Origin of the sequence: Paenibacillus beijingensis, assembly GCF_000961095.1 — a bacterium.
In the GTDB taxonomy this organism is placed as follows: Bacteria; Bacillota; Bacilli; order Paenibacillales; family Paenibacillaceae; genus Paenibacillus_O; species Paenibacillus_O beijingensis.
The window spans coordinates 5,016,028-5,041,705 of the sequence record NZ_CP011058.1 but is presented as its reverse complement, the minus strand read 5'-3'; the positions used below and the strand labels follow the sequence as shown (position 1 = coordinate 5,041,705).

The following is a 25,678-nucleotide window of genomic DNA, read 5'->3' as shown; positions in this document are numbered from 1 at the left end:
AAGGAAGGTGTTGGAAGTTGAATTATCGGGCGGCTCACGGAATAAAAACGGGTGCGAAGCTATTTGAAGGGGAGAAATGGCTGGTGCTTACCAGCCTGCTTGGCTTTCTGCTTGCCGGAATTTGTGGGGCATGGGTTATGGTTTATGGTGCATCTGTAGCCCCAGAAGGTAATATTGCCAAAGCATTCTCCTTTAATACCGCGCTGGGCCTGTTTCTATTGTCGACAGCGGCGATCCTTCCGTTATCTGCGACGGGAAGAAGAAGCAAATCATTCCTTAGCTGGGCTTTTATTACAATTGCGCTTTATTTTTACTTTGCGGAAAATGTACAAAATTTTCGCGGCGTGAACCCGAGATTCGTAAATGACAACGGAACAACCTTCGATGTCACCGTCAGTACGGTTTTTGCAGTTGTGGTTCTTCTTTTGGTACTGTTTTATTTATTTCTGGCGATTCAATATTTCCGCTTAAGAGCCTATGTTCTCCGTCCGGAGCTGGTATTAAGCATTCGCTATGCCATGCTCGCGGTTATGCTGTCATTTGCGGCCGGGATTTTGATTTCTTTAATTCAAAGCCGCTTCACCGGCATGCATGGAAATATTATTTGGCTTCATGGTCTCGGCTTCCATGCACTGCAGGCCGTGCCAGTTGTCGCCTGGTTGAGTGAACGAAAACCGATTATTCCCACGTCACGCCATTCGCTAATCCATATTACCGGTATAGCTTACTTGCTTGGATTAGCAGCCATAGGTTGGCAGACGCTTCTTGGTTATTCCATTTTCACGTGGTCTGTGCTTCCGTTCTTCGCTTTTTGTTTTTTCCTGATCGCGTAAGCGCCGGCAGTACTGCTTATTATGCGCAAATAGTAGTCATCGACAGGAATTATTAAACCGGTTAACATTAGAGCACAATGATCGGCGGAGGAGCTGCGGGGCATGCGGATAAATACAGATGTCGTATTGGAAGGGCAAACCGTTCGTCTTGTTCCGATGGAGACTGGCCACAAAGCGAAATTATCCCGCATCTTGATTTCTCCCGAAATATGGGAATTCACATGGCGAACGATGAATACAGCCAAAGAACTGGATCGAGTGCTGACATACGGAGTGCTAATTTCTTTTACTGAAGTATTGCTTTGAAGAGCTTAAGCTGATTCGCGCGCAGTTTTCAGTCAGCGGGCAGAATGTCCGCTCGCAAAGAGCCGTCGAACGGATAGGGGTCAGGAAGGAAGGCGTTTTCCGTAAGCATAGAATAAAGCCGGATGGTTCCGTTCATGACAATATCTTTTACAGCATCATTGACGATGAATGGCCTGAAATCAAGGAAAAACTCCTGTTTTAGTATCAAAGAAGTACAAATAAAACCGCCAAGCAGCAGGGAATTCAAGTGAAAAAATGGTCCGAATAAAATCCGTGTAAATCGCGGGCTTTTATTTCAGTACACAGCAAGCGCTTCGATCGGGTCTTTGATCTCATTGCTGAGCAAAGCGAAATAGCCGTAGTTTCTGGCCGCCGCGTCAATGGCCTCCTGTTTAGGTTTTACAACAGTCCCTCGTTTGGGCGTAGTTTCACTTCGAAATATTTGGCTTAGGACTTCTCGTACGCGGGATCGCATTTTCCGCTCTCATATTGAGAATGTCTTTTCCAAGGACGACATCCTTACACACGCAACAATCTTCTGGGTAAATTACGCCATCGAAACCTCAATGCGCGTCTATGTGAACAATAACCGCTATCCATGGACACCTGCACATAATCGATTGCCAGTCATTGAGGCACCAACGGAAATAACCTTCGTGGGTTACGAAAATCCGCCGGGTATCACGACCGAAAATCGCGTACAGCATTTTCTCGACAGCGATCGCGCTCCTTGGTATAACCATGTCAACATCACAGCCCATGAACATGGCGGACACTTCATCCCATGGGAAATCCCGGACAAATGGGTTGAGGACTTGCGCCGCACTTTTCGTGGACGCCGGTGAGTGCTTAGAAATTATTTCGTTGCCCGTGACCCTTGCAGATTGGTGCATGAATTGCCAGGCCTTCATGAAAAGAAAGCTCTATGATCAGAGTAGAAAAAGGAGGCCGATATAACGGGATGGATTGGCTGAAACGAATGAACGGCGCCCTCGAGTATATCGAGGATAACCTGGCGGGTGAGATCGACTTCAACACTGCAGCAAGAATTGCTTGCTGCTCCGTCTACCATTTTCAAAGGATGTTCTCATTCATGACGGATATCCCATTATCCGAATATATCCGGCGAAGACGGTTGACACTCGCAGCCTTCGAGCTGCAGCAGAGCGAAATTAAGGTTATTGATCTGGGGTTGAAGTACGGATACGAATCCCCGGAAGCATTCACCCGTGCATTTCAGAAAATGCATGGGGTCACCCCCACTTTGTCGCGCCAGAAAGGAATTAGCCTGAAGTCTTATCCCCGGCTATCTTTTCACATTACGATCAGAGGAGCAGAAGAGATGAACTACAAAATTATCGAAAAGGAAGCTTTTACCGTCTTCGGGGTGGAGGAACTTTTCACTATGGAGAATGGGGAGAATCTGAAGGGTATACCGCAGATGTGGCAAAGACTTTTGAGCGACGGCACCGTCGATCGTATCGGGCAAGCATCAGATAAGGTATGGAACGAATCCAACAGGGGAATTATGCCGGTGAATGCCGTTATGTGCTATCGTGAAGCAGATGCGGGCCGCTTTCCGTATATGATTTGCGGATTCATGCCTGACTCCGGCCTAGTAGATAAAGAAGATTATACGGTTGCACAGATCCCTGCGTTAACATGGGCTGTATTCACAACAGAAGAGTACACTCGGGACCAGACTGTTTCCCAAATTCAGAACTTATGGAAACGCATCTATACCGAGTGGTTCCCAATGTCCTCTTATGAAGCGTTATCCGGACCCCAATTCGAAATGTATGGAATTGCAGAGAGTGGGAATAGCTATTGCGAAGTCTGGATCCCTGTCGTGCATAAGTAATGGTTTCTAGCGGTTGGTAAGCAATTAACGGGAATGATAGCTGAATAAAAAAAACTTACAGAACGAAGCTGCCGATGGATAATCGGCAGCCTCCCTTTGCTAACCCGCAGATTAGTGTAACATTTCTTCATTTCTAACGTGCGCTCTCAAGCCCGGCCTTCTTGCGCTCCGACCGCGAATTTAGCTTGCCAGTCCAGATGCAGAAGCCCATTCCGACGTAAGAAAGCCCCCAGAACAGGGCGAACAGCTTGTTGTCGGCGACCGGCAGAAACGCGCTGAGCAGCATGAGCACAAGCAAACCGACCACCCAACGAGGAAACACGTTAGCGCGGAACGTCATGATACCGAGTAACAACGTGCCGCCCGTTAATCCGATCATGGTTCCCATACCGGAAATCGCTACAATGATGCTGTCTGGTTTGGGAGCCGTAGTGTCCATGACAAAAGAAGTGAAAAGCAAGGCCGTCGTGATTACATTTCCGATACTGATGCCAAGTACGCTGATAAAGCCAAGCACGCCGGTTTCCCTCGACTGCACGAGGTAGAAGGCGATCGAGCAAACCGACATTAAGATACAAGCGATGTACCCGAAAATCAGTTCCGGCATGCTGTCCGTTCCCCAGATGTACGCCGATGGCGTCATGCCGATCCGCGCAATCCCCGCAAGCAAGCAAATCATTCCCAGCCACTGTACGACTCTTGTTTCGTTCATTGTACAAATCCCTCCGTTTATTTATTTGGCATTTCCTGCTCGCTATTCATCATATAAGCTGCATCGCCGCGGCAATAGAGCATGTAATACCCGAATATGCAGGAGCCAAAGCCTCCCGAAACCGGGAAACCCGGGAATGCAAGCGGGAAATGTTTCCTCCCTCATGTTCAGTCAATCGACGAGCCGCTATAATGAAGATATGGATAAAATGAGAGGCTATCGGCTGCTGGTCGGCCTATTCTTCGCGGTTACGGCCGCGCTTTACGCCAACTGCATACCTGGCTATTACGATAGGCTGCTGTCGCAATGCATCTCGAATGGCTGCGGATTGTCCGTGCCGGCGCTGACCTTGGATTCAGGGTTATCGGCGAATGCGACTGCCCTTCTTCTGATTGCGATCGACTGCGCTTTCACGGCGGTGTTCTATGCCACGGGAGCCATCCTGCTGTGGAAAAGCTCGCGGGAACCGATGGGACTCACAGCCGCGTTGGCCATGGTTGCCTTCGGCACGTCGTTTCCATCGCTCGTTATAGTAGGATCGGATAGCGCTTCGTTTGCGCATTTTTGGTTTCTCGGGGTGTCGGCAACGGGCTGGATTTCGATTTCGTTGTTTTGCTTGCTTTTTCCGAACGGATCGTTCGTTCCCGCATGGTCGCGATATGCGATGGGGCTCATCGCGGTCGTGGATCTCGCGAACTTATTTTATGATGGGAATATATGGAAAGAACTGAAACTGCCGGTTTATCTGCAGTTTGCCTGGTACTTGTCGACGACAATGCTGCTGATCTTTGCGCAGTCCTACCGGTTTCGGCGCATGTCTTCGCCAGAGCAGCGCCAACAGACCAAATGGGTCGTCTATGGCGTCGCCGTAAGCTTTGTCGGTTTTGCCCTGATCAGCGTCTTATTCGACCCGAGGTTCTTCAACGGGAAGGCAACAAATTTCATCTATTTGAACGCCGCACTGCATCTTTGTCTGTTGGCTATTCCGGTTACGTTGACGCTTGCCGTGCTGAGACAGCGGTTATGGGACATTAACCCCCTCGTAAACAGGACGGTCCTTTACGGTGCATTGACCGTTTGCGTTGTACTGCTGTATACCCTGGTCGTGTTTTATTTGGGCAGTCTTTTTGCGACATGGAGTCATTTCATTGTCTCCCTGATCGCGACAGGAATTGTGGCGGCGGTATTCGCTCCAATTAAGGAATGGCTGCAGCGTCAAGTGAATCGGATGCTGAAAGGCCGCCATGACGACCCTTACGCCGTCTTGTTGGAATTGGGCAGGCAGCTGATGAAGCCGATCGCACCCGATGCGATGCTGACGGCAATCGCCCGCCAGGTGAGAGATGCGCTTCGCTTGCCGTATGCGGGCATCGCGATCGGCATAGAAGGCCAGGAGACGATGATCGCTGAAGCCGGAGAGCGAAGAGACGGGCTCGAGTCGCGCGCTTTTCCGATCATTTATAACGGCAAGACGCTGGGCACGCTGTACGCCGCCTGCCGATCGGCAGGGGAAACCTTTTCGGCGGAGGACAGCATTTTCCTGGAGGTGATGCTTCGCCATGCCGGACCGCTCGTCAACAATGCGGATATGCTGCAAAGCATGCGGAGGCTGGCGGAGGATGTGCAGGAATCCCGCGAGAAGCTTGTGCTTGCCCGGGAGGAGGAACGCCGGCGAATCCGCAACAATTTGCACGACGATCTCGCGCCGAGATTGGCCGCGCTTGCGCTCAACGCGGCGACTGCCCGCAAATACGTGGAGAAGGATCCGGCGGAGGCGGTCGCCATGCTCGACGATTTGCGCCAAGTCATCCGCACGACGGTCGAAGACATCCGTTTGCTGGTGAACGATCTTCGTCCGCCTGCGCTGGATCAGCTTGGATTAGTCGGAGCGATTCGGACGCGCATGGATGAGATGGCCAAGCCGACGCGCTTGATCTCAAGCGAGGATGGCGGCAAGCCGCTTCGGTTCGAGCTCGAGTTCCCGCCGATGCTTCCCGCGCTTCGTGCTGGCGTCGAAGTAGCCGCCTATCGGATCGTGACCGAGTCGATGGTCAATGTCGTCAAACATGCGGAGGCGACGGTCTGCAAGGTGCGGCTATCCATCACGGACGCCGATCGCCTGTTCATTGAAGTCGTGGATGACGGCATCGGCACGGCGAAGAGCCAGACAGGATTCACGTTGTCCGGGGGTATCGGACTGCTGTCCATGCGGGAGCGGGCTGCCGAAATCGGCGGGGAATGCGGAATCGAGCGGCCGGCTGCGGGAGGCACGCGGATATGGGCGGTTTTGCCTTTGTAGTGAAGTCGACAAGGGGGATAGCAGATGAGAATCGTAATTGCCGAGGATCATCCGATGTTTCGGAACGGGGTTCGCAGCTTGCTTGCGACGACAGACGATTTGAAGATTATCGGAGAAGCGGTTAACGGGGAAGAGGCGGTGAAGCTGGCTGGAGATTTGCTGCCGGATCTTATGCTCATGGATATTCGAATGCCCGGCATGAACGGCATCGAAGCGACGCAAGCGATCAAGGAACGGTTCCCGGCGATCGAAGTGCTTATTCTCACGATGTACCGTGACGATGAGTCGGTGTTTACCGCGATGCGGGTCGGGGCAAAAGGTTACGTGCTGAAGGATGCGGACGAGGAAGAACTGCTGCAGGCGATCCGAATGGTGGGAAGCGGACGTGCCGTATTCGGGACGGGGATTGCGGAGCGAATGATGCATTATTTTGCATCGTACGCTTCAGCCGCAATGGCAAGCCCGGATTCAGAGACGTCGGCGGAAGTGGGGATCGGCAGGTCCGGGCTGCAGGCAGTGCCTGCATTCGCCGAACTGACCCGGCGCGAAGCGGATATTCTGGCGCTCATCGCCAGCGGGGATACGAATGCACAGATCGCCGCGCATCTTCATATCAGTGCTAAAACCGTCGCCAACAACGTATCGAACATTCTGAATAAGCTGCAGGTGATCGACCGGCATGAAGCAAGAAAGCTAGTGCAGCAGTTTCGTCGCCCAGATTAAGTCTTGCATCGCATAAGCATGAACACAGTGCACCACGGAAAGACGAATGAGAAGACGGTTCTCAAAAAATATCCTTATTCACCCCATCTTCGGATTGGATTTGTCTTATTTATTTGAGCTACAAGAAAGTTACCTTTCTTGTAGCTTTTTCTATTTTTATTCAGAAGGATCCTGTCATGTCATTAATAAAAGTAACCAATTTGACATTTACCTATGACGGCAGCTACGATAACATCTTACGAAAACGTAACCGCAACTCCGGCTCAAAGGTCGACAAAGGCTGTATCGGCCACAAAGCTGCCAAAATGAGATCGCAACAAAACTTCAAATGAAGCGTCTTAATGACTAAAGGTAAGGGGGGCGAGTTAATGAATCGATGTGTAGTAATTTTATTATTTGCACTCATCGTTTTTGTAGGTTGCTCCAAAACGACTGAATCGTTTGAAGGAAAAATAGATGATGTTAAAACTAACGGAGACGTTGGAAAAGAAGGAAGCGAAAGTATCGAAAAGGGCATCGATAGCGATCCTACGGAAAAGACGAACAAAGAGAATAAAAGCAATGGGGAAATGAAGGCGATAAGAGATGCACACGAGTTTATCAATGTTATTAAGGAAAAAAATGCGGCTAAATTAAATCAGCTCCTTAACACTTCGGATCTGGATATAGAAGGAACAAAGAAAATTATTGAATGCTTCGAAGTGAATTTCGATCTGAATTCATTATCTGCTCAGATCAATTACGATGGACTTTCTATGTATCCTGAGGGAGGGCAGTATGAATTTGTTTTAGTGGATAAAAACATTAATGAAAATAACGATAATGAGGAAAATTCGTTGGTGATTCGATATGAAAAAGATGGCAATAAAGTCTTTCATAATCCCTATGTTCGGTATTTTCCTTATGCGGAAAAAATGATCCTTACTTATTTAGACATTATTGGGGAGGGCGATGCAATCGAACTAGCAAGCTTTTTGAACGCCGATGATATTGAGATTCCAATTTGGGTTGCTGAGGAGACAATAAGCAATTATAAGAATTTCCTAGATACAAGTAAGGTTACGGTTCGATACACCAAAAATTTTACATTCGTAGCAGAAGACACGAATGGCAAAGAGCATATCATTGAAGTTATTTATGGAGATGGATTAATGAGCATAAAGGATGACTTAATACCCGATTTCTAAAATCAAACCGTATATACGTGAGGCAGCCGAGTTAATTATTTTGTTTAAGCGGATCACATTTTTATCATTTGAAACTCATCCATCATTCCGGGCGGTCAAAAACGATTCAATATGGAGGTATTCAGAAAATGGACATCAAAAGAAGTGGTTCACAACCTTCTGGCAAAGGACCATTCGAGTATTTTGACGGCACGGTACGCATTGACCCCCTGTTCGAGGCACCCGATCCTGCACGCGTGATCGGAGTCAGTGTTACGTTCGAGCCGGGCGCTCGGACAGCATGGCACACCCACCCGCTGGGCCAGACCCTGATCGTGACGGCTGGCTGTGGCCGGGTACAACGCTGGGGTGGTCCAATCGAGGAAATTCGCCCAGGTGACGTGATCTGGTTTGCACCGGGTGAGAAACATTGGCATGGCGCTACACCAACTACGGCCATGACGCACATCGCCATTCAGGAACGTCTCGACGGCAAGGCTGCCGACTGGATGGAAAAGGTTAGCAACGATCAATACCAATCGTGATTGTGGAGGAAGAGAGTTCCGCAAGGCGTTACATGTAGCTGAGAAAAACAGATTGGCGTCATTCCGTAAAGTCCGCTTGCAAAAGGAAGATTGACGCGGGATTGGGAGGAGTCGACGCATCGTTCCGAAACCGATCAAGTACAGAAATCCCAATACGATGCACATGAAACAGCCGATCAATTGGTCGTGGATCGGGTCGCGGCAATCGCGGAACAACGCGGCTTTCCTCGCGCCCAAACCGCGCTTGCTTGGGTGCTGCAAAAGGAGCCGAATACATCTCCGATCATCGGTGTTACGAAAATGGGTCGGGAAACTGGTTCTGAATAAAAGATGGGTCAACCAATTGAGTTGGTTAACCCATCTTTCGTTTTATGAGTTATCGAAATAACGACAACTGTATAATAAATTGTATCCGGTAGTATATTTGATTTGTTTCTTTATGCGATAATTTGTTTATCAATATGAAGAAAGTGGAGGGGAGATTTAGTATATATTATCATTTTTAATGGAGGTATCCGTATGTTTCAAGTTCAAGCATTGAACCTTATTAAAAGGCAATTAAAAATACTCATATCTGTTGTTGTCGCAATTCTTATGTTTGGAATATCTGTTGTGCCCGTATTTGCGGCAATTCCTGAGAAAACTGTAAACGCTTCGGCAACACTCGCATACAATCTCAAAGGACTTAATCACAACGTGGCTGTTCAGAAAGCTTACATCGCATCAACGTATCTTTACGTTACTCAACGGTCCGGGGGAACATGCTATCTTTCAAGATTGCTAATAAACGGAAGTGACGCTACATATGTTGATGAAATGACTGTCACCAATGCCGGTCATTGCCAAACACTCGATATGTATACGTACAATGGTACAAATTACTTTTATTTTAGTTCAAAAGCGGATCCTTCAACACAGTATTACTGGTCGCTCCAGGTAGCAAGACTTCAATACTCGCCCGGCGCGACATATGATTATACGGATCTTCATCGGTTCACCTATATGAATTACGCCGATAAGACCGGTTCAAGATTAGGTGAGACATACCGTGTTGATGGCGGCGGCAACAGTACCTATACTATTTTTCGCATACAAACTGTAGAAGGAACTGTAACTTGGTCAATCTATGACACGGTAGCATTGAACCAGCTTCTTGACAGCAATGAACAGGTACGAATGGACAGTGCGGCGGCGGTAAGCACCTGCGTTACCAGCTTTACGCAGTCGGGCAGTGATATAGTCAGACCAAACGGATCTTTCCAGGGTGTTGATATGCTCGATAAAACGGAAATATATACGTCAGGCGGCGCGGAAGGTGATACTCCGCGGATTGCTATGATGGACAACACAGGAGCATACAAAACCCTTGTGAATATTACAAATGTGGGAACCCATGAAATCGAGGGAGTTCAGACAAAAAACGGTAACGTTTATTTTAATATCGTTACAGATCCAGTAAATAAAAAAGAGACACAGAAAGTTTATTACGTTGCTGATAGCGTCTTTGAATAACTGCCAAACGGATCAGTTAACTACGAACTTCATTGATGTCGAATGACTAGAACATATATGCTTAAGAAGCCGCTCAATTGCGGCTTTTTTCATTTTAACGATAGATGTTCTTGTTAAAAGCCAGTGACAAGGACCCTATTTCATCTTCCTCTAATGTTTGTCCGCTATAATTCTGAAATATATTTTGCTTCTTAGAATAGAGGGTGAATGATGAAAAATCTGCAAGCGAGAATCGAAGGGAAGGCGTCTGAGCCGGAGGTTCGTCAGAAAAAAGAACGGATCGAAGAAGTGACGCTTCTTCGCGCGTTTGCTTTTTTGGCGGTCACGCTTCAGCACTGCATAGCGGAGTATATTTATCGGCCGGACATCATGCCGGCAGACTCGATCATGCTGGTAATGCTGTTTCATTTCACCCGGTTCGGCACGCCGGCGTTCGTATTCCTGTCCGGTCTCATTCTATTTTACAATTACAGCGGGAAGCTGAACTACCGTTCGTTTATTCGAAAAAGGTTCGGTGATATTTTTGTTCCTTTTCTATGCTGGACGATTATTTACTGGATCGCGGTGGAAGGGGTGATCGGCTCCAAGCTAATGCAGCCTTCGGCTTGGCCGAGCATCTTCTTGCAGCTGGTAAATCCGACCAACGGCTACCATCTGTGGTTTATCATCATGATTTTTCAGTTTTACTTGTTATTCCCGCTGTTTTCCAAGGCGATCGCATCGATACGGGAGCGTCTGCACCGCCATCCTGAAGAGAGAGCATTCCACCGGGTTGCGTGGGCGTCCGTGGCGCTCGGCCTGATGTACGGCGCGCTATTGTGGCTGTCCTATTACAAAATGCCTGGCTGGGCCGCTTCCGCGGGCGGTTTTTGGGAGGGACTGATCACGTACCGCTCTTATTATTTTGTTATGTACGTATTCTACTTCCTGATAGGCAGCGTATGCGCCTTCGGCCTGGCCAGGTTTCGGACGTTTTCGGCTGATGCGATGGGTTGGGCGATGTTAGTGTTCATCGGGGCGTATATTTGGCTTGGGTACGATGTTCTGCGCTTCTCGGCGGAGCAAATGAATTTACTGGTTTCCAGTTATTTGAAACCTTCCACTTTTTTGATCATCGTCTCTGAGCTGCTTCTGCTGTACGGGTTCGCACTGATGTTGCAGAGACGGAAAGGCGCGCTTTCCCGCATCCTGCGGTTTATCGGACGGCATTCGTTCGGCGGTTTTCTGGCTCACGCGCTTGTGCTCATGCTGGTGAGCATGGTGACGCGGCCCATGCAGCTCAGCGGGTTTCATCTGCCGGCGGCGTTGATTACGTTTATCTTGGTTGTGGGAGGTGCGATCGGTTTGGCCAGTCTGCTGGAAAAGCTGCCGTTCGGGCGATGGCTGGTCGGCCCGACGGGCCGCCGAAGGCCGAAGGCGACTTATGCAGACCGGAATGTATCGGAAAGTACCCCCCGAGAACAGACGGGTTAGTAGTCGCTTCAACTTTCCGGTACGACGATCGAAGTTAAATACACAATAGCTATTCAACTCCCTCGATATGATTACGGATTTTCCCAGCCGCGTTGCTTTCTCCTTAAACTGGCAGAATAATAGAGTTAGACTATTGGAATTAATAGGAATACTTATTGTGAGGAGGGGTAATATGCAAAAAGTGATTCCTGCATTACGGATAACTGACTATACAAAGAGTAAGGCGTTCTACGTGGGGGGAATGGGATTCCAAATCGACTGGGAACATCGATTTGAACCGCATTTTCCCGTTTTTGTTCAGATCACCAAGGATGAAATGACTATTTATTTAACTCAACATTCTGGAGACTGCCAAGTTGGTGGATTAATTCATTTTTTTGTACCAGATGTTGACAATTGGTATGACGAATTAAAGAGCAAAAAAGATGTACAAATTATTGAGCCTCCAAATGAGGACCTTGAAGGGCTTCGCATGATGACTGTCGTAGATCCTGATGGTAATCAATTGCGCATATGTACTCGTTTAAAATAAGCTGGTTGATAAAATAACCGCCTTTTGTAGAAAATCAATAAAACACCGCGATTATCGAATGCTTTGTACAAATTCGCGCGGGGTTACGCCAACAAAGCGCTTGAAATGGCGGTGCAAATGGCTCTGATCGCTGAAACCGAGCACGGCCGCAACTTCAATCACGGGCAGCCCTTCGCCCAGCAGCTTCTGCGCTTTGCGAATTTTTTGTTGAATGACATATTGGTGAGGGGTGAGTCCTGTAGCTTCTTTGAAGAGACGAACCAGATGAGACGAGCTGACATGCGCCGCAGCTGCAATATCGTCCAAGGAGATATCCTGCTCGAGAAACGCATGAATGAATTGCAAGGCGCCGTCCAGCTGCTTTCGCGCCATTCGCTGCGGTAAAGCGGACTTCCGTCCGGAAGCCGTACCATAACGATGAAGCAAATGAACAGACAGCATCCGGATGAGCGAATCGGCATACAGTCTGCCGCCCGCACCGCCGTTCTTCAAATCTTCGGATAGCCACTGCGCCACCTGCCAAACACGGTCGTCGTCTAGCCGTATATGTCTGCCGAAATCGATGGCGCTACCGCCGCTGAGAGGGAGTTCCAGCTCGGCCGCGACTTTATCGGTTAACCCCGGCGACAAATCCAGGCGCAGAAAGGAAAGCGAACCTTCCCACCTGCAGAACGACATATCCCCCGCAGAGAATAGATTGATTTGTCCGGGTATCGCGATCCCTTCTCCACTATATCCGTCCGTCCGCTCGAACACCCGCACCGGCTCGGGAGTCGTATGGATCACAATCAGGTGGTCGGACAAAGCCGGTTCGTATGCTTCTTGCGGCGAAACGCCTTCCCAGCCTGAGAATTTTAACTCGGACCACCCCAGTCCCTCGCTGGTCACGATAGGTGAATCAGGCACGGAGCCCAACCTCCCTTCATCCAAATAAGTGCAAGTCGCTCATCGGCGGTTTCTATAAGTGTAACCCAATTTTTAGAGGTTGAGCAATATGCTGCACGTCCTCGAATGAGCATATTATCCAATATACTGATTCCTTTATTCAAGAAAAAAGGAGTTGCCATGCAATACACTTAGATCAAGAAAACTTAACAATCCGTCTAGGAGGCTGAGAAAAATGAAATATGTGCAATTGGGAAATTCGGGACTTATCGTATCGAAGCTGGCGTTCGGGGCAATGACATTCGGCTCGGGGAACATTCCGAGTGTGTATAAAGTAGGGGAAGATCAGGCGCAGGAGCTGGTTGACAGGGCGCTCGCCGCCGGGATCAATTTCTTCGACACTGCGGACGCTTATGCGGACGGACAAAGCGAAGAAATGCTGGGAAGGCTGCTCGGCACGCGCCGGAAAGAAACGATCATCGCCACCAAAGCCGGCAATCGTGTCGGCCCCGGTCTTTTGCAAACCGGGTTATCCCGCAAACACTTGTTCGACGCGTGCGAGGCGAGCTTAGCCCGGTTAAACACCGATTATATTGACTTGTACATCGTCCACAAAACCGATCCGTTTACCCCTCTTGAAGAAACGCTTGATGCGCTTAACGATCTGGTCCGGCAGGGCAAAGTTCGATATATCGGCTATTCCAACTGGCCGGCATGGATGGCCGCTCAAGCCATTCAGATGCAGCGCGAACGCGGGTGGGCTACTTTTATTAACGGACAAATGTACTATTCTTTAGTCGGCCGTGATATCGAGCACGATACGATACCATTCATGAAAAACAACGGCGTTGGGCTGACGGTTTGGAGCCCCTTGGCCGGCGGTTTCTTAAGTGGCAAATATACCCGGGACAATCTGAACGATGCGAACAACCGGCTGAGCGGCTTCGATTTTCTCCCGCATGACAAGGAGTGGGGTTTTACAGTTCTGGATTCGATTCGAGATATCGCACGGGAGCATGACGTAACGCCGGCGCAAATTTCGCTCGCTTGGCTGCTTGCCCAGCCTCAAGTCAGCAGCGTACTGGTAGGCTCGAGCAAAATCTCCCAATTAGAAGATAATTTGCGCACCGTCGAGCTTAATTTGTCGACGGAACAGCTCGCGGCACTGAATCAATTGACGCGCCCGACTCCGCTATATCCGAACTGGTTTACAACGATGACACTGGATGCCCGCATTGCGGAGGCGCTGAAATAAGCAAAAATGGAGATGCATTAGGCAGTTTTGTAATTCAAAAATCAGCGTGGGATCCAACATATCCAGTCTAATACTTTATCTCATGACACTTTAATCAAAAGTCAAGCTCCAAAAACTACAACACGAGGCTGCCTTGGAAATTAGACTGACCCCACAATAAGAAACAGCGGCAGCTTGGGCGCGAAGATAAAGCCCTAGACTGCCGCTGTTTTATTGAGCTATCGTTACGTTTAGCTTAATCTTTGCTGGACCATGAATCATTCGTTTTCCGGCTAGCTTTAACATGTTTAAGCTGGGCAACAATAATGACGCTAATGATTACCAAAAGGAACCATGAACTGATCTTACTGAAACTAACCAGTTGCCAGGCTTGGTACTGTTCAGGATATTTCCAAGCATTAAAAAATGTAGCTATATTTTCGGCTAACCAGATGAAAAAACCGACGATGAAAAAAGCCAGTATCAAGGGCATTCGATAAGTAATGGTCCGTACTCGATATATGATCCATGTTCTCCAAAAGACAATGAGCACAAGCGCCGTCAGCCACCAACGAAAGTCAGGAATGAAATGATGCGTGAAAAAGTTCAGATAGATGGCTCCTCCTAGTAATCCCGCAGAAGTAAGCCCCGGCCAGCCGGTCATGTCCATCTTCAGTCTACGCCATACCTGACACATAAAGCTTGCGACACTTGCATACATAAATCCGCTATAGAGCGGTACACCGAGTAACTTCGTAAGCCCGGGCTCAGGGTATGACCATGATCCCATCCTTACCTTATATATTTCCAGCAATAAACCAATACAGTGAAATATACAGATAACTTTAATTTCATCGCGTGTCTCTAATCCACTCCGGTACATGAGGTACTGCACGGTAAGCAGTATAAAAAGAATGGCATCATAACGGTAAACAAAAGGCACCTCTATTACGCTAGAAAGAGCTAAAGTCCCAAAGATCGCAATAGGAAATATGCAACTCATCGCCTGATGATAGCCAAAATGCAGTAGTTGTATTATTGGTTTCAATGATGTTATCTCCTCACCGGGTAGCTTCAATTGAACAGCTGAGTTACGCAAAACTGCCTGTTAGCTTAATGACGCATCCGTTAGTCTAAGACTTTATTTTAACATAAACCGTCAAAAGTCCCCTACTTCTTTAAAGTGGGGGATGAATGACAGATCTGCTTATGATATAATGGGAATATATGTTCTTGTTAGGGGGCGGGCCTTATGCAAATCACCTTTCAGTTTCGCCTTTACCCAACACACAAACAGGAAGAAAAAATGAATCGAACGATTGGTTACCCCGAATATAAGGAAGTCCATTCGCAAGTGCTGCAAGATTGTCTGCAGCGGCTGGATGACGCCTATCAACGTTTCTTCCGCGGTGAAGCCGGATATCCCCGCTACAAGTCGGCAGACCGGTACGTCTCCTTCACCTAGCTTATGATCTGGATGGATATGGTAAATAATAGAAACTAAAAAAGGCACATGACTGTGCCTTTTTCACTATCTGTTACTGTCTGATAACTAAAATATCACGAGGAGGGATTCCGGTACTTTGGATTTGTTGAATCTGGGAATTTGTAAGGTTGCGTCCTACTAAAATTAAGGAAGAAGTTAGATTATTGAAATTACCTAAATTCGCTACGTTTTGTTGTCCACGAAAAATGCGAACGGATCCCTGAAAGTTAATTCGTGAAAACAAAACCAGTGTTACAGAATCTGTGGTTGAAACATTTCTTAGACGGAAACTGGAAAGAACGTTATTAAAACGAAATGCTCCCAAATCTCGAATTGCTACACCTCCACGTCTAAAAACAATCCGCCGATTTGTAAAATTTAAGCCGGAGAAAAGTTGGAGCCTTACATCAGTGTTTGCCAATTCCATCATCCTTTCTTTTGAACTGACATATTCTATGCTGGCTTATGAGGAAAGGTATAGACAAATATGCAGTGGCGTATTGTATTCTTTCACTTCTTTGTTGTCCGTTATGGACTTGGAGGATTAAGAGAAACTGATTCTCGTTGACATTATCACTTATATGAGCACCCAAAGCCAGTGCTATCCCACCATCGAATCGATTGCTCGAAAGCTGTAGTGGTCTCTTCATTATGGAATACTGAAGATAAAGGCTGGCTTCTGGTTTTGTGAAACGTTATTTGGTTATGAGGCGTATGAAAGGTAAACGAAAGGGAGTTGATGCCGTCATGAAAATGAAGCTCGTGCTCATTCTGGTAGTCGCAGCGGTACTGACGGGGTGCTCGGTGGTCGAGCAGATCGACCGATCGGTTAACTATACGAGCGAAGCTACAACGTATGTGGCTCAGGCAGCTGAGTTTGCCCGGAAGCTGCCTGACATGGCGCAGCAGGCTGCGAACGATCCTGAGGTGAAGGAAAAGCTGGTTGCGGAGCTGGAAGCCATGAAGCAGTGGGTGGCGGAATTCAACGCGCTGGAAGCGCCTGCTATCGCTGCGGATGTCCATGCCAAGCTGCAGGAATACAACGCGACGTTGCAGCAAGATATCGATCAAGTGCTGAACGGATTGCTGAACGATATCCCGGCGGTACAGGCGGTTAGGGATTCCCAGATCGTGCAGACGCTGACGGAAATTACACGGCTGGTGGAGCAGATCAACAATTTGGGCGGGTAAATCGGCTGGTTGAGCTGGACGTTCTTGTTTACTAACGCAGGGCTGAGTTTGGAGAAAGAGGCAAGCATGCACGTGCAGCAGTCGGCATGGCTGAACTTCTTTCGAGTGACAAGAACATATCTAGAAGCCGCTCATATGCGGCTTTTTTCATTTTAACGATTCAGGACAAGATCATGTATCGCTTTCCGCAGTTGAGAAGTATTTTTTTGTGTACCTTGTTCACTTGCCCACAAGTCATCTGGAGTTAAGGAAGAGGACCTCACCTAATTATTAAGCTCTAACGGGCAGAGAGCGCAACATTCGCGAATTTATAACGTCCTAATTTATGGAATATATAGATCTCACTACATGGAGGAAAACTTATGAGAAAAGTGAGGTTTCTTTTGTTGCTAATGTGTGCATTCCTTCTCCTTTCAGGCTGCGCAAATAATGGTTACAAGTCAATCGAGGAAGCCATGCAACATGCGGGGATACAGTACAAACAAATTCATCATCAGCATGGAGTAAAGAATGGCATCATTATTTTTTATGAAAACCCGAACCGAGGGATAGATGCTGGAATTGTATATAAGAATAACGATGGATTTAAATGGGGCTTCGGCGGTGGTACCGCGCCGTACCCATCTACCGAAAAGGATATTACTTGGGCTGGAGTTAATCTGGATCTCAAATATATTGACAAAGACGTGGAATTAGTGGAACTACGTGACGGGACTAGACTATGGTTCGCCTTGCAAAATGAATACAGCGAATTTCACCCTGAACCAACTTCGTCGTATGAGAGCTATTTAGAAGTTTAGAAGTATGGTATGATTTCCCATGAGAAGAGTTCTTGACTGGAAATTGGCAATGGTGGATTATGTTCTTTGCCGCGCTTCTTGTCGTATAACTTATAACTATCATATTATAGTAAATAAATATAAGATTATAATTGACCCAGAAAAGATGTGTGACTAGGTCTCGTCCTAGCTTGCTATATCGCCTAAGCAAGCGCATCTACATCCTTTCTGCAAACTTTAGGGTTTAAGGATGGTAAAAATGAGCGACAGAAAAACTAAAACAGATGTCATCTTAATTGGTGCCGGAATCATGAGTGCGACTCTAGGGACACTTTTGAAAGAATTAGTACCGGAATGGGAAATTACAGTATTTGAGAAGCTTGAAAAGGCAGGAGAGGAAAGTTCTAACGAATGGAATAATGCAGGAACAGGGCATGCGGCACTATGCGAGCTTAACTACACTGTCGAAAATTCAGACGGATCTATAGATATTAGTAAAGCTATCAAAATTAATGAACAGTTTCAGCTTTCAATGCAGTTTTGGTCTTATCTTGTAAACAGAAAGCTGATCCGTAATCCGCAGGACTTTATCATGCCATTGCCTCATTTGAGTATGGTACAAGGCGAACAGAATGTAACGTTTTTAAAGAAACGTTTTGAAGCATTGTCCAATAATCCTCTGTTTCAAGGGATGGAATTTTCTGATGACCCTGGAAAACTGATGGAATGGATACCGCTTATTATTCAAGATCGTCCTTGTAATGAACCTATAGCGGCAACAAAAATCGACTCGGGAACTGATGTCAACTTTGGTGCTTTAACGCGCATTTTATTTGACCATTTAAAGAGCAAAAATGTCGATATCAAATACAAACATAGCGTTGATAATATGAAACGTACTAGTGATGGCTCGTGGGAATTGAAAGTACGAAACGATAGCGGTAACGTCGAACGCCATACCACAAAATTTGTCTTTATCGGAGGCGGGGGAGGAAGCCTTCATTTACTGCAAAAATCCGGTATTCCTGAAGGAAAACATATTGGAGGATTCCCGGTAAGCGGAATATTTATGGTGTGTAATAATCCGGATGTTATAGCGCAGCATCATGCAAAAGTATACGGCAAAGCTAAGGTTGGAGCTCCTCCAATGTCCGTTCCACATCTTGACACAAGATTTATCGACAATAAAAAATCGTTGCTATTTGGACCGTTTGCCGGCTTCTCTTCAAAGTTTTTAAAAACCGGTTCAAAGTTTGATCTGGTAACTTCCGTAAAACCGAATAATCTCGTAACGTTGTTATCGGCAGGTGCTAAAAACATGTCATTGACAAAATACCTGATCGAGCAAGTTATGTTATCGAAAGAAAAGCGCATGGAAGAGTTACGAGAATTTATCCCGAACGCCAAAAGCGAGGATTGGGATTTAGTTGTAGCGGGCCAACGGGTGCAAATTATTAAAGATACTGAAGCTGGCGGCAAAGGTACACTTCAATTTGGTACGGAAGTTATTAGTGCCGCTGATGGCTCGATTGCAGCATTACTAGGTGCTTCTCCAGGTGCTTCTACTGCTGTTCACGTTATGCTTGAGGTCATTAAAAAATGCTTCCCGCAACATATGAAAGAGTGGGAACCGAAAATAAAAGAAATGATTCCTTCTTATGGCGTGTCACTATTGAAAAACCCAGAGCTTATCCACGAAATTCAAACTTCGACAGCGCGGACGCTTGGTCTAAGCGAAAACTATGAGCTGTTTTCTGTTTAGTTTTCTTTATTAGCTAGGTGTAATTAAATAGAGCAGTTAGCCGCTGTAGCTGCTCCCGAATCGATTGGTGGGGAGTTTGCTTCGCGGCATAGCTGTCGTTTCCCAAAACGGTTTCGAAAACGGGAGCATTTGCTCGAGGATGTGTCTAAGTACAAAAATGTCCCCACATTGTTAACTAGAGAAAGCCTTAAAAAACAAGGCTTTTTTTTATTTGTTGGGGAACTTGTGTCATGAAAAAATTAATTAAGGGCAGAAGAGGTATTTTGCTTGCGGGACGTTATTTGGTACTTCATGTTATAATCTTTGTATTGTTGCTCTAGACTCGATTTCATGCAAGTACGGACGATAAAGCAGGGGGGGTAAACGGTGGGCACTACGATCAAAGATATTGCTAAGTTGGCCGGAGTATCCTTTTCAACGGTATCCAGAGTGATAAATAACAGCAAACCCGTCAATGAAGAATTGCGAAAACGCGTTCTTGACGTCATTGAGCAAACGAATTTTCGTCCCAATGCGTTTGCAAGGGGGCTTGTCAAAAATAAATCCAATACGTTGTGCATTATTCTGTCCCAAATTCGAAACACGGTTTTTGATGAAATGATCGATGGGGTTTATACCATCGCTAAAATGTATGGGTATGAAATCATGCTCAGGATCACGGAAATAAATGAAGATGATGATTTTAATTTCATGAATATATTTAAAGAGAAGCAAGCGGATGGAATTATCATCGGATTCCTTTACAACCCTGCGCATCTCGATATGATTGAGGACTGCGGCATCCCTTGCGTTCTTATCGGACAAGAATTAGTTTCCGAATCAATTCCTTCTGTGCATGTAGATAACTTTACCGCATCCTATGAAGCGGTTTCTTATTTAATTCAAAAAGGCCACCGCAAGATTGGGATGATTCGAGGGCTACCGCAAGAAACCGAGACTGGAGTAAAGAGGTTTCAGGGTTATCAGAAAGCTTTGAACGACGCTGGCTTGACTATACGCCACGACTGGGTAATTCCTTCAGGATTGTCGGTGCGGGACGGGATGGATGCTGTTAAAAAAATCATCGATACCGGAGAAAACCCGACGGCGATTTTTTGCGCAACCGATAGAATGGCGATCGGCGCAATGAATTACTTACAGGATATCGGGTACGAAGTGCCTGGAGATATTTCGATCGTAGGTTTTGACGATATTGATATGTGCTCGGTAACCCGTCCTAAATTATCTACAATCGGATACTCCGCGAGCGAAATGGGTATGACAGCCGCACGGCAATTGATTAGACTCATCAAAGGGGAGAAAGTCAAAGGACATACGGAAATTCCGCATCACTTCAAGGAAAGAGAAAGTGTGCGATCCTTAACATGAAAAATACCGTTGTTCTTTCAAAGTATACATTTGTCATTTAGCCATCCCGTTCTAGGGGTGGTTTTATTTTGATTGACAGATCGATGCTCCACGAGTAATATCGTTTTAGGACAACGTTTTCCCCATAAATCGATGGAAAATTGAATTCAACAGCTTTTATTTGCTTTGAAAGCGGTTGTATTTCGGAATTTTAAGTATTATTTTCGAAAATCGTGACAACGTTTTCCTTGGTCGGCCCGGTATATAAATTTCCGAATGACGATAACGGTTACGATATCAGCAATTATCGGGACATCATGTACGAGTTCGGCACGACGACCGATTGGGAAGAGCTGCTGCAAGGTATGCACTACCGCGGGATGAAGCTGGGGAAAATCAGTTTAATAACTGGGAGTGGGTAAGTATGCGGGCAGCGGTATTCAAAGCAAAGCATCAAATGGAAGTGTTAAGTTGGAAAACGAAAGATCTCGAACCTCACGAGGTGCGGATTCGGGTCAAAAGTTGCGGCATTTGTGGTACGGATCAGCATATTTATCATGGTCACCCCGGTTCTGCGTTGGTAAACCCGCCGATCGTGCTCGGCCATGAGCTTGCTGGCGAAGTGATTGAATTGGGTTCTAGGGTTACGAACTTGAAGCGAGGAGACAGAGTATCCATTGATCCGAATATTTATTGCGGAGGATGCGATTTTTGTCGGAACGGACGACCCCACTTATGCGAAAATCTTCAAGCGGTTGGTGTAACGCGGGACGGAGGCATGGCGGAATATTGTATTGTTCCTGCGGTAAACGCTTACCTTATTCCAGACGAGATGAGCTTTTTAGAAGGAGCGATGGTCGAACCGCTTGGATGCGTCTTGCACGGTTTAAAAAAGATTGATATACGACCCGTTCATACGGTACTCATTCTCGGTGGCGGATTCATCGGTCAATTGTTCCTACAGCTTGTAAATAAACAAGCGGCTGCGAAAATCATCGTCAGCGAACCGGCGATAGAGAAGCAAAGACGACTTCTTGAATTGGGTGCGCACGAGGTGGTGCAACCAATGAATCCAGAAACGGTTCGACATCTGATGAATATTGCAGATGTCGTAATCGAATGTGTGGGACGCAAAGAATCGATGGAGCTTGCAATCCAAGCAGCTCGAAAAGGAGGTCAAATCCTTTTGTTCGGCGTATCCTCGCCAGACATTCTGATTCATGTTTCGCCGTTTACCATTTTTTCAAAAGAACTAAGCATAAAGGGAACCTTTATTAATCCTTACACTCATGAGGAAGCAATTTCTTTCATTCGGCAAAACATAGTACGGATTGAGCCATTAATCAGCCATTATTTCACACTAGATGATATTCCGGAAGTGATGGGGAAATATCCGCAAATGAATGTAACGAAAGGTGTAGTCACTCATTCTCCATAATCTGCGATTCCAAAAGCAGCGGCAGACTAAGACTTTATTTTCAAGTCCTAGTCCGCCGCTGTTTCATTTTTCAGTCATACCAACGCTCAGGTGGGCATGTTATTGACACGACACCAAATGGTGTCCTATAATTAAATCGTCACCAAATGGTGTCCAATTAGGAAATCTACAAAATATCTAGGAGAGGGTGTTGTGAGCGAGAACAACCAGTTGCGGGATGCGTTTCACGCGATTGCAGATCCAACTAGGCGCCGACTGATTCGTCTGTTAGCAGAGGCAGAGGAGATACCGCTTCATGAGTTAACGACACAGTTTCAAATGGGCCGTACAGCGGTATCCAAGCACTTGACAATCCTTAAAGAGGCCGGACTGGTACTTGATCGAAAAGTCGGCAGAGAAACGCGATTTAGGCTAAACGCCTCTCCACTGAGAGAAATTCAAGATTGGTTGTCTTTCTATAGCAAGTTCTGGAGCACGAATATGTTGCGCTTGAATCAACTATTAGAGGAGAAAGAAGAATGAGTTTAACATTATCCCTGGATTTTCAATACACGACATCAATCGAGAAGGCTTGGTCCGCCTTAACCGATTCAAGCAAGCTTGCCAGGTGGATCATGGAAAATGATTTTAAGCCCGTCGTAGGACACCGTTTTCAGTTTCGCACTCAGCCGTCCGAATGGTGGGATGGAATTATTGACGGCGAAGTGCTTATCGTGGACGCACCAAACCGGTTGTCCTATACTTGGGCCAGCGGAGGGGAGAAGCACACGGTCACCTGAACGCTGCAGGATTTAGGGGACGGAAAGGTTAACCTTCATCTCGAACAAACCGGATTCTCAAATGCTCAAGGACTCGAAGGCGCTAGGTATGGCTGGGGTAATTGGTTCGGCGAGTTTGAAAAGGTGTTGGAACAATAACCGCATACGGTACTAAAACATCTCCTTCCCCAATGCTAATTTAGTGGGTACTATAGTTTAGCCCTGCTTGACCCGAATTAATATAAACCGGCTGCAAACTACATGCAGTCGGTTTATGTTAATTCGGACTATCTGACAAGTTCTAGTCGTTTCGGGTCAAGTTCGAACTAAGTGCGTATGGATAAAGCTATTTACGGACACACCCTGAATATTCGAGAAAATTATAGGAAGGATGTTAAGCATGAGCGAATCTAATCAGGAGTATATCGTAATCTCGGGTGCGCGGGAAAACAATCTCAAAAACGTATCCTTGCGCATTCCCAAGCGGAAGATTACGATTTTCACCGGGGTATCCGGATCCGGCAAGTCATCGATCGTCTTCGATACGATCGCCGCAGAATCCACGCGATTGCTGAATGAGAACTTCAGCATGTTCGTGCGCAATTTCCTGCCCCGCGTTCCTCAGCCGGATACGGACGCGATCGAGAACCTGAGCATGGCTGTTATTGTCGATCAGAAGCGGCTTGGCGGCGGTTCCCATTCCACGATGGGCACGATTACCGATATTTCTCCTATTCTCCGTCTTCTCTTCTCCCGAGTGGGCCAGCCCTATGTTGGACAAGCGCATATGTTCTCTTTTAACGATCCGCAAGGCATGTGTCCCGAGTGCAATGGGATCGGTCGCAGGCTGGGCGTCGACATGAGCAAGGCACTGGACATGTCGAAGTCGTTGAATGAAGGGGCCATTATGCTGCCGGACTATTCGGTGAGCGGCTGGGAATGGAACATGATCGTGCAGTCGGGGGACTTCGATCTCGACAAGAAGCTGAACGATTATTCCGATGAAGAACTGGAACAACTACTGTACGCCAAAGCAAGGAAAGTCCAGATGGATTTTGCCGGCAAGGCAACAAATATTACAGTGGAAGGCGTCATAGAGAAATTCACCAACAAATACATCAAGCAGGATGTGAAGACAAAGTCCGAGCGCACGCAAAAAGCGGTTGCACCCTTCATCACCGAAGGTTCATGCTCCAGCTGCCGCGGCGCGAGACTCAGTCAGGCAGCGCTCAGCTGCAGAATCAATGGACTTAACATTGCAGAGATGTCCTCCATGGAGGTCGGTCAGCTCATTCGCGTCGTTCGGGAGATTGACGACGCGATCGCCACGCCGGTCGTTAAGTCGCTGACGGACCGGCTGCAGCACCTGGTGGACATCGGACTTGACTACTTGACGCTGGACCGCGAGACGGATACTTTGTCCGGCGGCGAGTCGCAGCGCGTCAAGATGGTGAAGCATCTGAGCGGCAGTCTGGTGGATGTTACTTACATTTTCGATGAGCCCAGCGTTGGCCTGCACCCCCGTGATGTGCACCGGTTGAATGAATTGCTTCAGAAGCTGCGCGACAAGGGCAATACCGTGATTGTCGTCGAACATGATCCCGATGTGATCAAAGTGGCGGATCATATCGTCGACGTCGGACCTCATGCCGGCAGCCGCGGCGGTACCATCGTCTATGAAGGCAGCTTCCAAGGACTGCTGGAGGCAGACACGCTGACGGGCACCCATATGAAGAGGCCGCTCCAGCTGAAGCACGAATGCAGGCAGCCATCCGGCAAGCTGTCCATCAAGGAAGCCAAACTGCACAACCTGCGGAACGTGAGTGTAGATATTCCAACCGGAGTGCTGACAGTCGTTACAGGTGTCGCCGGCTCGGGCAAGAGTACGCTGATTAACGAAGTATTCCTTAGCCAGCATCCGGATGCGATCGTCATCGACCAATCGGCGATAGGCGTGTCAACACGCTCGAATCCCGCGACCTATACGGGCATTATGGATGATGTGCGCAAGGCGTTTGCTTCCGCGAATAAGGTGAACCAAGGTTTGTTCAGCTTCAACTCCAAGGGGGCTTGCGAGAACTGCCAAGGGCTGGGTGTTGTGTATACAGACCTTGCATTCCTCGACAGCGTGAAGCTGCCATGCGATGTATGCGGAGGTAGACGGTTCAAGGAAGAGGTGCTTGATTACAAGCTGAACGGCAAGTCAATTGCAGAGGTGCTGGAGATGACGGTGGAGCAGGCACTGGATTTTTTTCAGCTAAAAGAGGTTGTGCGCAAGCTCCAGGCGATGTGTGATGTGGGACTGAACTATATTACGCTTGGCCAGCCGCTCAGCACGCTCTCGGGAGGGGAATGCCAGCGCATCAAGCTGGCAAGCGAGCTACATAAAAAGGGCAGCATCTACGTGATGGACGAGCCGACGACCGGCCTGCATATGTCGGATATCGGTCAACTTTTGGGAATCATGAACCGCCTCGTCGATGCCGGCAATACGGTGATCGTCATCGAGCACAACCTCGATGTGATCAGCCAAGCGGATTGGATCATCGATATGGGACCGGACGGAGGCAGCAAGGGCGGCCAGGTGGTGTTCGAGGGCACACCTCCGCAGATCATCCATGCGGAGCAGTCGATCACGGGAAGATACTTGATGTAATCAACAAATCCACTTTAGTGAAGTACGTTGAGGGGTTTGATTAAACAGGGTTTTATTAGTTGTAGGGTTAGCCCTGCTTCAAGATGGCGTAAATGTGATGCAATGGATCTTCGAAATAAATCTCATTTTTTGTTTCGCACTTCCAAAAAGCGACTTCTCCCGAGACGAAGGGTATGTGAG

The 25,678-nt window shown here is 47.4% G+C and carries 22 protein-coding genes and 4 pseudogenes; 22 read left to right on the top strand and 4 right to left on the bottom strand.

Translation table 11 applies throughout. The annotated features are described in order from the left end of the window. Positions 1 to 17 precede the first annotated feature (17 nt). Together VN24_RS22790 and VN24_RS28295 are read left to right on the top strand one after the other, a co-directional pair. Positions 18 to 833 carry a hypothetical protein gene (locus VN24_RS22790; protein WP_045673603.1) on the top strand — a complete coding sequence of 272 codons (816 nt, stop codon included), beginning with the start codon at positions 18 to 20 and terminating at the stop codon, positions 831 to 833. Between the two features lie 102 nt (positions 834 to 935). Further along, complete coding sequence (locus VN24_RS28295) at positions 936 to 1,139, top strand: hypothetical protein (protein ID WP_238590760.1); 204 nt, start codon at positions 936 to 938, stop codon at positions 1,137 to 1,139. A gap of 298 nt (positions 1,140 to 1,437) precedes the next feature. Here VN24_RS28295 and VN24_RS28740 read toward each other — a convergent pair. Continuing rightward, positions 1,438 to 1,628, bottom strand: a pseudogene (locus VN24_RS28740) (IS1634 family transposase); the annotation flags it as partial. 472 nt (positions 1,629 to 2,100) lie between these two features. Here VN24_RS28740 and VN24_RS22770 point away from each other — a divergent pair. Then, positions 2,101 to 3,000, top strand: a complete 900-nt coding sequence (locus VN24_RS22770) for an AraC family transcriptional regulator (protein ID WP_045672291.1) — start codon at positions 2,101 to 2,103, stop codon at positions 2,998 to 3,000. A 133-nt stretch (positions 3,001 to 3,133) separates the two neighbouring features. On the opposite strand, the gene VN24_RS22765 is transcribed toward VN24_RS22770, so the two are convergent. Then, positions 3,134 to 3,712 carry a hypothetical protein gene (locus tag VN24_RS22765; protein ID WP_045672290.1) on the bottom strand — a complete coding sequence of 193 codons (579 nt, stop codon included), beginning with the start codon at positions 3,710 to 3,712 and terminating at the stop codon, positions 3,134 to 3,136. A 136-nt stretch (positions 3,713 to 3,848) separates the two neighbouring features. On the opposite strand from VN24_RS22765, the gene VN24_RS22760 reads away from it, so the two are divergent. From VN24_RS22760 to VN24_RS22725, 8 genes and pseudogenes are all read left to right on the top strand, one after another. Beyond that, positions 3,849 to 6,011 (top strand): GAF domain-containing sensor histidine kinase, encoded by a 2,163-nt coding sequence (locus VN24_RS22760; protein ID WP_052703098.1) that lies wholly within the window; start codon positions 3,849 to 3,851, stop codon positions 6,009 to 6,011. Between the two features lie 24 nt (positions 6,012 to 6,035). Beyond that, complete coding sequence (locus VN24_RS22755) at positions 6,036 to 6,734, top strand: response regulator (protein ID WP_045672289.1); 699 nt, start codon at positions 6,036 to 6,038, stop codon at positions 6,732 to 6,734. A gap of 368 nt (positions 6,735 to 7,102) precedes the next feature. Continuing rightward, on the top strand, positions 7,103 to 7,921 hold the full coding sequence (locus tag VN24_RS22750; RefSeq protein ID WP_045672288.1) for a hypothetical protein: 819 nt from the start codon (positions 7,103 to 7,105) through the stop codon (positions 7,919 to 7,921). A gap of 128 nt (positions 7,922 to 8,049) precedes the next feature. Then, on the top strand, positions 8,050 to 8,445 hold the full coding sequence (locus VN24_RS22745) for a (R)-mandelonitrile lyase (protein ID WP_045672287.1): 396 nt from the start codon (positions 8,050 to 8,052) through the stop codon (positions 8,443 to 8,445). Between the two features lie 42 nt (positions 8,446 to 8,487). Further along, positions 8,488 to 8,748 (top strand): annotated as a pseudogene (locus VN24_RS22740) (aldo/keto reductase); the annotation flags it as partial. Between the two features lie 216 nt (positions 8,749 to 8,964). Beyond that, complete coding sequence (locus VN24_RS22735; RefSeq protein ID WP_045672285.1) at positions 8,965 to 9,957, top strand: helveticin J family class III bacteriocin; 993 nt, start codon at positions 8,965 to 8,967, stop codon at positions 9,955 to 9,957. Positions 9,958 to 10,167: 210 nt separating this feature from the next. After that, positions 10,168 to 11,430: an acyltransferase gene (locus VN24_RS22730; RefSeq protein WP_045672284.1), complete on the top strand. Its 1,263-nt coding sequence runs from the start codon at positions 10,168 to 10,170 to the stop codon at positions 11,428 to 11,430. A 172-nt stretch (positions 11,431 to 11,602) separates the two neighbouring features. Next, positions 11,603 to 11,962: a glyoxalase superfamily protein gene (locus VN24_RS22725; RefSeq protein ID WP_045672283.1), complete on the top strand. Its 360-nt coding sequence runs from the start codon at positions 11,603 to 11,605 to the stop codon at positions 11,960 to 11,962. Positions 11,963 to 12,013: 51 nt separating this feature from the next. Here the strand turns inward: VN24_RS22725 and VN24_RS22720 are convergent, their stop codons facing one another. Beyond that, the gene (locus VN24_RS22720; RefSeq protein WP_052703097.1) at positions 12,014 to 12,868 is read right to left on the bottom strand and encodes a helix-turn-helix domain-containing protein; all 855 of its coding nucleotides are present in this window, start codon (positions 12,866 to 12,868) and stop codon (positions 12,014 to 12,016) included. A gap of 214 nt (positions 12,869 to 13,082) precedes the next feature. On the opposite strand from VN24_RS22720, the gene VN24_RS22715 reads away from it, so the two are divergent. Continuing rightward, on the top strand, positions 13,083 to 14,102 hold the full coding sequence (locus tag VN24_RS22715) for an aldo/keto reductase (RefSeq protein WP_045672282.1): 1,020 nt from the start codon (positions 13,083 to 13,085) through the stop codon (positions 14,100 to 14,102). A gap of 235 nt (positions 14,103 to 14,337) precedes the next feature. Here VN24_RS22715 and VN24_RS22710 read toward each other — a convergent pair whose 3' ends face one another. Next, on the bottom strand, positions 14,338 to 15,129 hold the full coding sequence (locus VN24_RS22710) for a DUF817 domain-containing protein (RefSeq protein ID WP_082084047.1): 792 nt from the start codon (positions 15,127 to 15,129) through the stop codon (positions 14,338 to 14,340). A gap of 204 nt (positions 15,130 to 15,333) precedes the next feature. Here VN24_RS22710 and VN24_RS22705 point away from each other — a divergent pair, with 204 nt between their 5' ends. The 10 genes and pseudogenes from VN24_RS22705 (at position 15,334) to VN24_RS22660 (ending at position 25,498) form a co-directional block, all read left to right on the top strand. Further along, positions 15,334 to 15,546 (top strand): helix-turn-helix domain-containing protein, encoded by a 213-nt coding sequence (locus tag VN24_RS22705; protein ID WP_045672281.1) that lies wholly within the window; start codon positions 15,334 to 15,336, stop codon positions 15,544 to 15,546. Between the two features lie 768 nt (positions 15,547 to 16,314). Continuing rightward, on the top strand, positions 16,315 to 16,758 hold the full coding sequence (locus VN24_RS22700; RefSeq protein WP_045672280.1) for a DUF6376 family protein: 444 nt from the start codon (positions 16,315 to 16,317) through the stop codon (positions 16,756 to 16,758). 362 nt (positions 16,759 to 17,120) lie between these two features. Further along, complete coding sequence (locus tag VN24_RS22695; protein ID WP_045672279.1) at positions 17,121 to 17,558, top strand: hypothetical protein; 438 nt, start codon at positions 17,121 to 17,123, stop codon at positions 17,556 to 17,558. A gap of 238 nt (positions 17,559 to 17,796) precedes the next feature. Further along, positions 17,797 to 19,299 carry a malate:quinone oxidoreductase gene (locus VN24_RS22690; protein ID WP_045672278.1) on the top strand — a complete coding sequence of 501 codons (1,503 nt, stop codon included), beginning with the start codon at positions 17,797 to 17,799 and terminating at the stop codon, positions 19,297 to 19,299. Positions 19,300 to 19,665: 366 nt separating this feature from the next. After that, complete coding sequence (locus tag VN24_RS22685; protein ID WP_082084042.1) at positions 19,666 to 20,667, top strand: LacI family DNA-binding transcriptional regulator; 1,002 nt, start codon at positions 19,666 to 19,668, stop codon at positions 20,665 to 20,667. A 230-nt stretch (positions 20,668 to 20,897) separates the two neighbouring features. Further along, positions 20,898 to 21,035 (top strand): annotated as a pseudogene (locus VN24_RS22680) (alpha-amylase family glycosyl hydrolase); the annotation flags it as partial. Between the two features lie 35 nt (positions 21,036 to 21,070). After that, positions 21,071 to 22,084 (top strand): zinc-dependent alcohol dehydrogenase family protein, encoded by a 1,014-nt coding sequence (locus tag VN24_RS22675; RefSeq protein WP_045672276.1) that lies wholly within the window; start codon positions 21,071 to 21,073, stop codon positions 22,082 to 22,084. 192 nt (positions 22,085 to 22,276) lie between these two features. Then, positions 22,277 to 22,606 carry an ArsR/SmtB family transcription factor gene (locus tag VN24_RS22670; RefSeq protein WP_045672275.1) on the top strand — a complete coding sequence of 110 codons (330 nt, stop codon included), beginning with the start codon at positions 22,277 to 22,279 and terminating at the stop codon, positions 22,604 to 22,606. Next, positions 22,603 to 23,001 (top strand): annotated as a pseudogene (locus tag VN24_RS22665) (SRPBCC family protein). Before VN24_RS22670 ends, VN24_RS22665 begins: the two are co-directional and overlap by 4 nt. A 241-nt stretch (positions 23,002 to 23,242) precedes the next feature. After that, positions 23,243 to 25,498, top strand: a complete 2,256-nt coding sequence (locus tag VN24_RS22660) for an ATP-binding cassette domain-containing protein (RefSeq protein ID WP_045672274.1) — start codon at positions 23,243 to 23,245, stop codon at positions 25,496 to 25,498. The last annotated feature ends 180 nt before the right edge of the window (positions 25,499 to 25,678 follow it).

What these genes read in the sequence shown, in the direction of transcription:
- VN24_RS22735 (WP_045672285.1), top strand. Translation starts at nt 8,965, where the DNA reads ATGTTTCAAGTTCAAGCATTGAACCTTATTAAAAGGCAATTAAAAATA.
- VN24_RS22705 (WP_045672281.1), top strand. Translation starts at nt 15,334, where the DNA reads ATGCAAATCACCTTTCAGTTTCGCCTTTACCCAACACACAAACAGGAA.
- VN24_RS28295 (WP_238590760.1), top strand. Translation starts at nt 936, where the DNA reads ATGCGGATAAATACAGATGTCGTATTGGAAGGGCAAACCGTTCGTCTT.
- VN24_RS22770 (WP_045672291.1), top strand. Translation starts at nt 2,101, where the DNA reads ATGGATTGGCTGAAACGAATGAACGGCGCCCTCGAGTATATCGAGGAT.
- VN24_RS22660 (WP_045672274.1), top strand. Translation starts at nt 23,243, where the DNA reads ATGAGCGAATCTAATCAGGAGTATATCGTAATCTCGGGTGCGCGGGAA.
- VN24_RS22730 (WP_045672284.1), top strand. Translation starts at nt 10,168, where the DNA reads ATGAAAAATCTGCAAGCGAGAATCGAAGGGAAGGCGTCTGAGCCGGAG.
- VN24_RS22690 (WP_045672278.1), top strand. Translation starts at nt 17,797, where the DNA reads ATGAGCGACAGAAAAACTAAAACAGATGTCATCTTAATTGGTGCCGGA.
- VN24_RS22675 (WP_045672276.1), top strand. Translation starts at nt 21,071, where the DNA reads ATGCGGGCAGCGGTATTCAAAGCAAAGCATCAAATGGAAGTGTTAAGT.
- VN24_RS22755 (WP_045672289.1), top strand. Translation starts at nt 6,036, where the DNA reads ATGAGAATCGTAATTGCCGAGGATCATCCGATGTTTCGGAACGGGGTT.
- VN24_RS22725 (WP_045672283.1), top strand. Translation starts at nt 11,603, where the DNA reads ATGCAAAAAGTGATTCCTGCATTACGGATAACTGACTATACAAAGAGT.
- VN24_RS22765 (WP_045672290.1), bottom strand. Translation starts at nt 3,712, where the DNA reads ATGAACGAAACAAGAGTCGTACAGTGGCTGGGAATGATTTGCTTGCTT.
- VN24_RS22700 (WP_045672280.1), top strand. Translation starts at nt 16,315, where the DNA reads ATGAAAATGAAGCTCGTGCTCATTCTGGTAGTCGCAGCGGTACTGACG.
- VN24_RS22715 (WP_045672282.1), top strand. Translation starts at nt 13,083, where the DNA reads ATGAAATATGTGCAATTGGGAAATTCGGGACTTATCGTATCGAAGCTG.
- VN24_RS22745 (WP_045672287.1), top strand. Translation starts at nt 8,050, where the DNA reads ATGGACATCAAAAGAAGTGGTTCACAACCTTCTGGCAAAGGACCATTC.
- VN24_RS22750 (WP_045672288.1), top strand. Translation starts at nt 7,103, where the DNA reads ATGAATCGATGTGTAGTAATTTTATTATTTGCACTCATCGTTTTTGTA.
- VN24_RS22760 (WP_052703098.1), top strand. Translation starts at nt 3,849, where the DNA reads ATGCAAGCGGGAAATGTTTCCTCCCTCATGTTCAGTCAATCGACGAGC.
- VN24_RS22695 (WP_045672279.1), top strand. Translation starts at nt 17,121, where the DNA reads ATGAGAAAAGTGAGGTTTCTTTTGTTGCTAATGTGTGCATTCCTTCTC.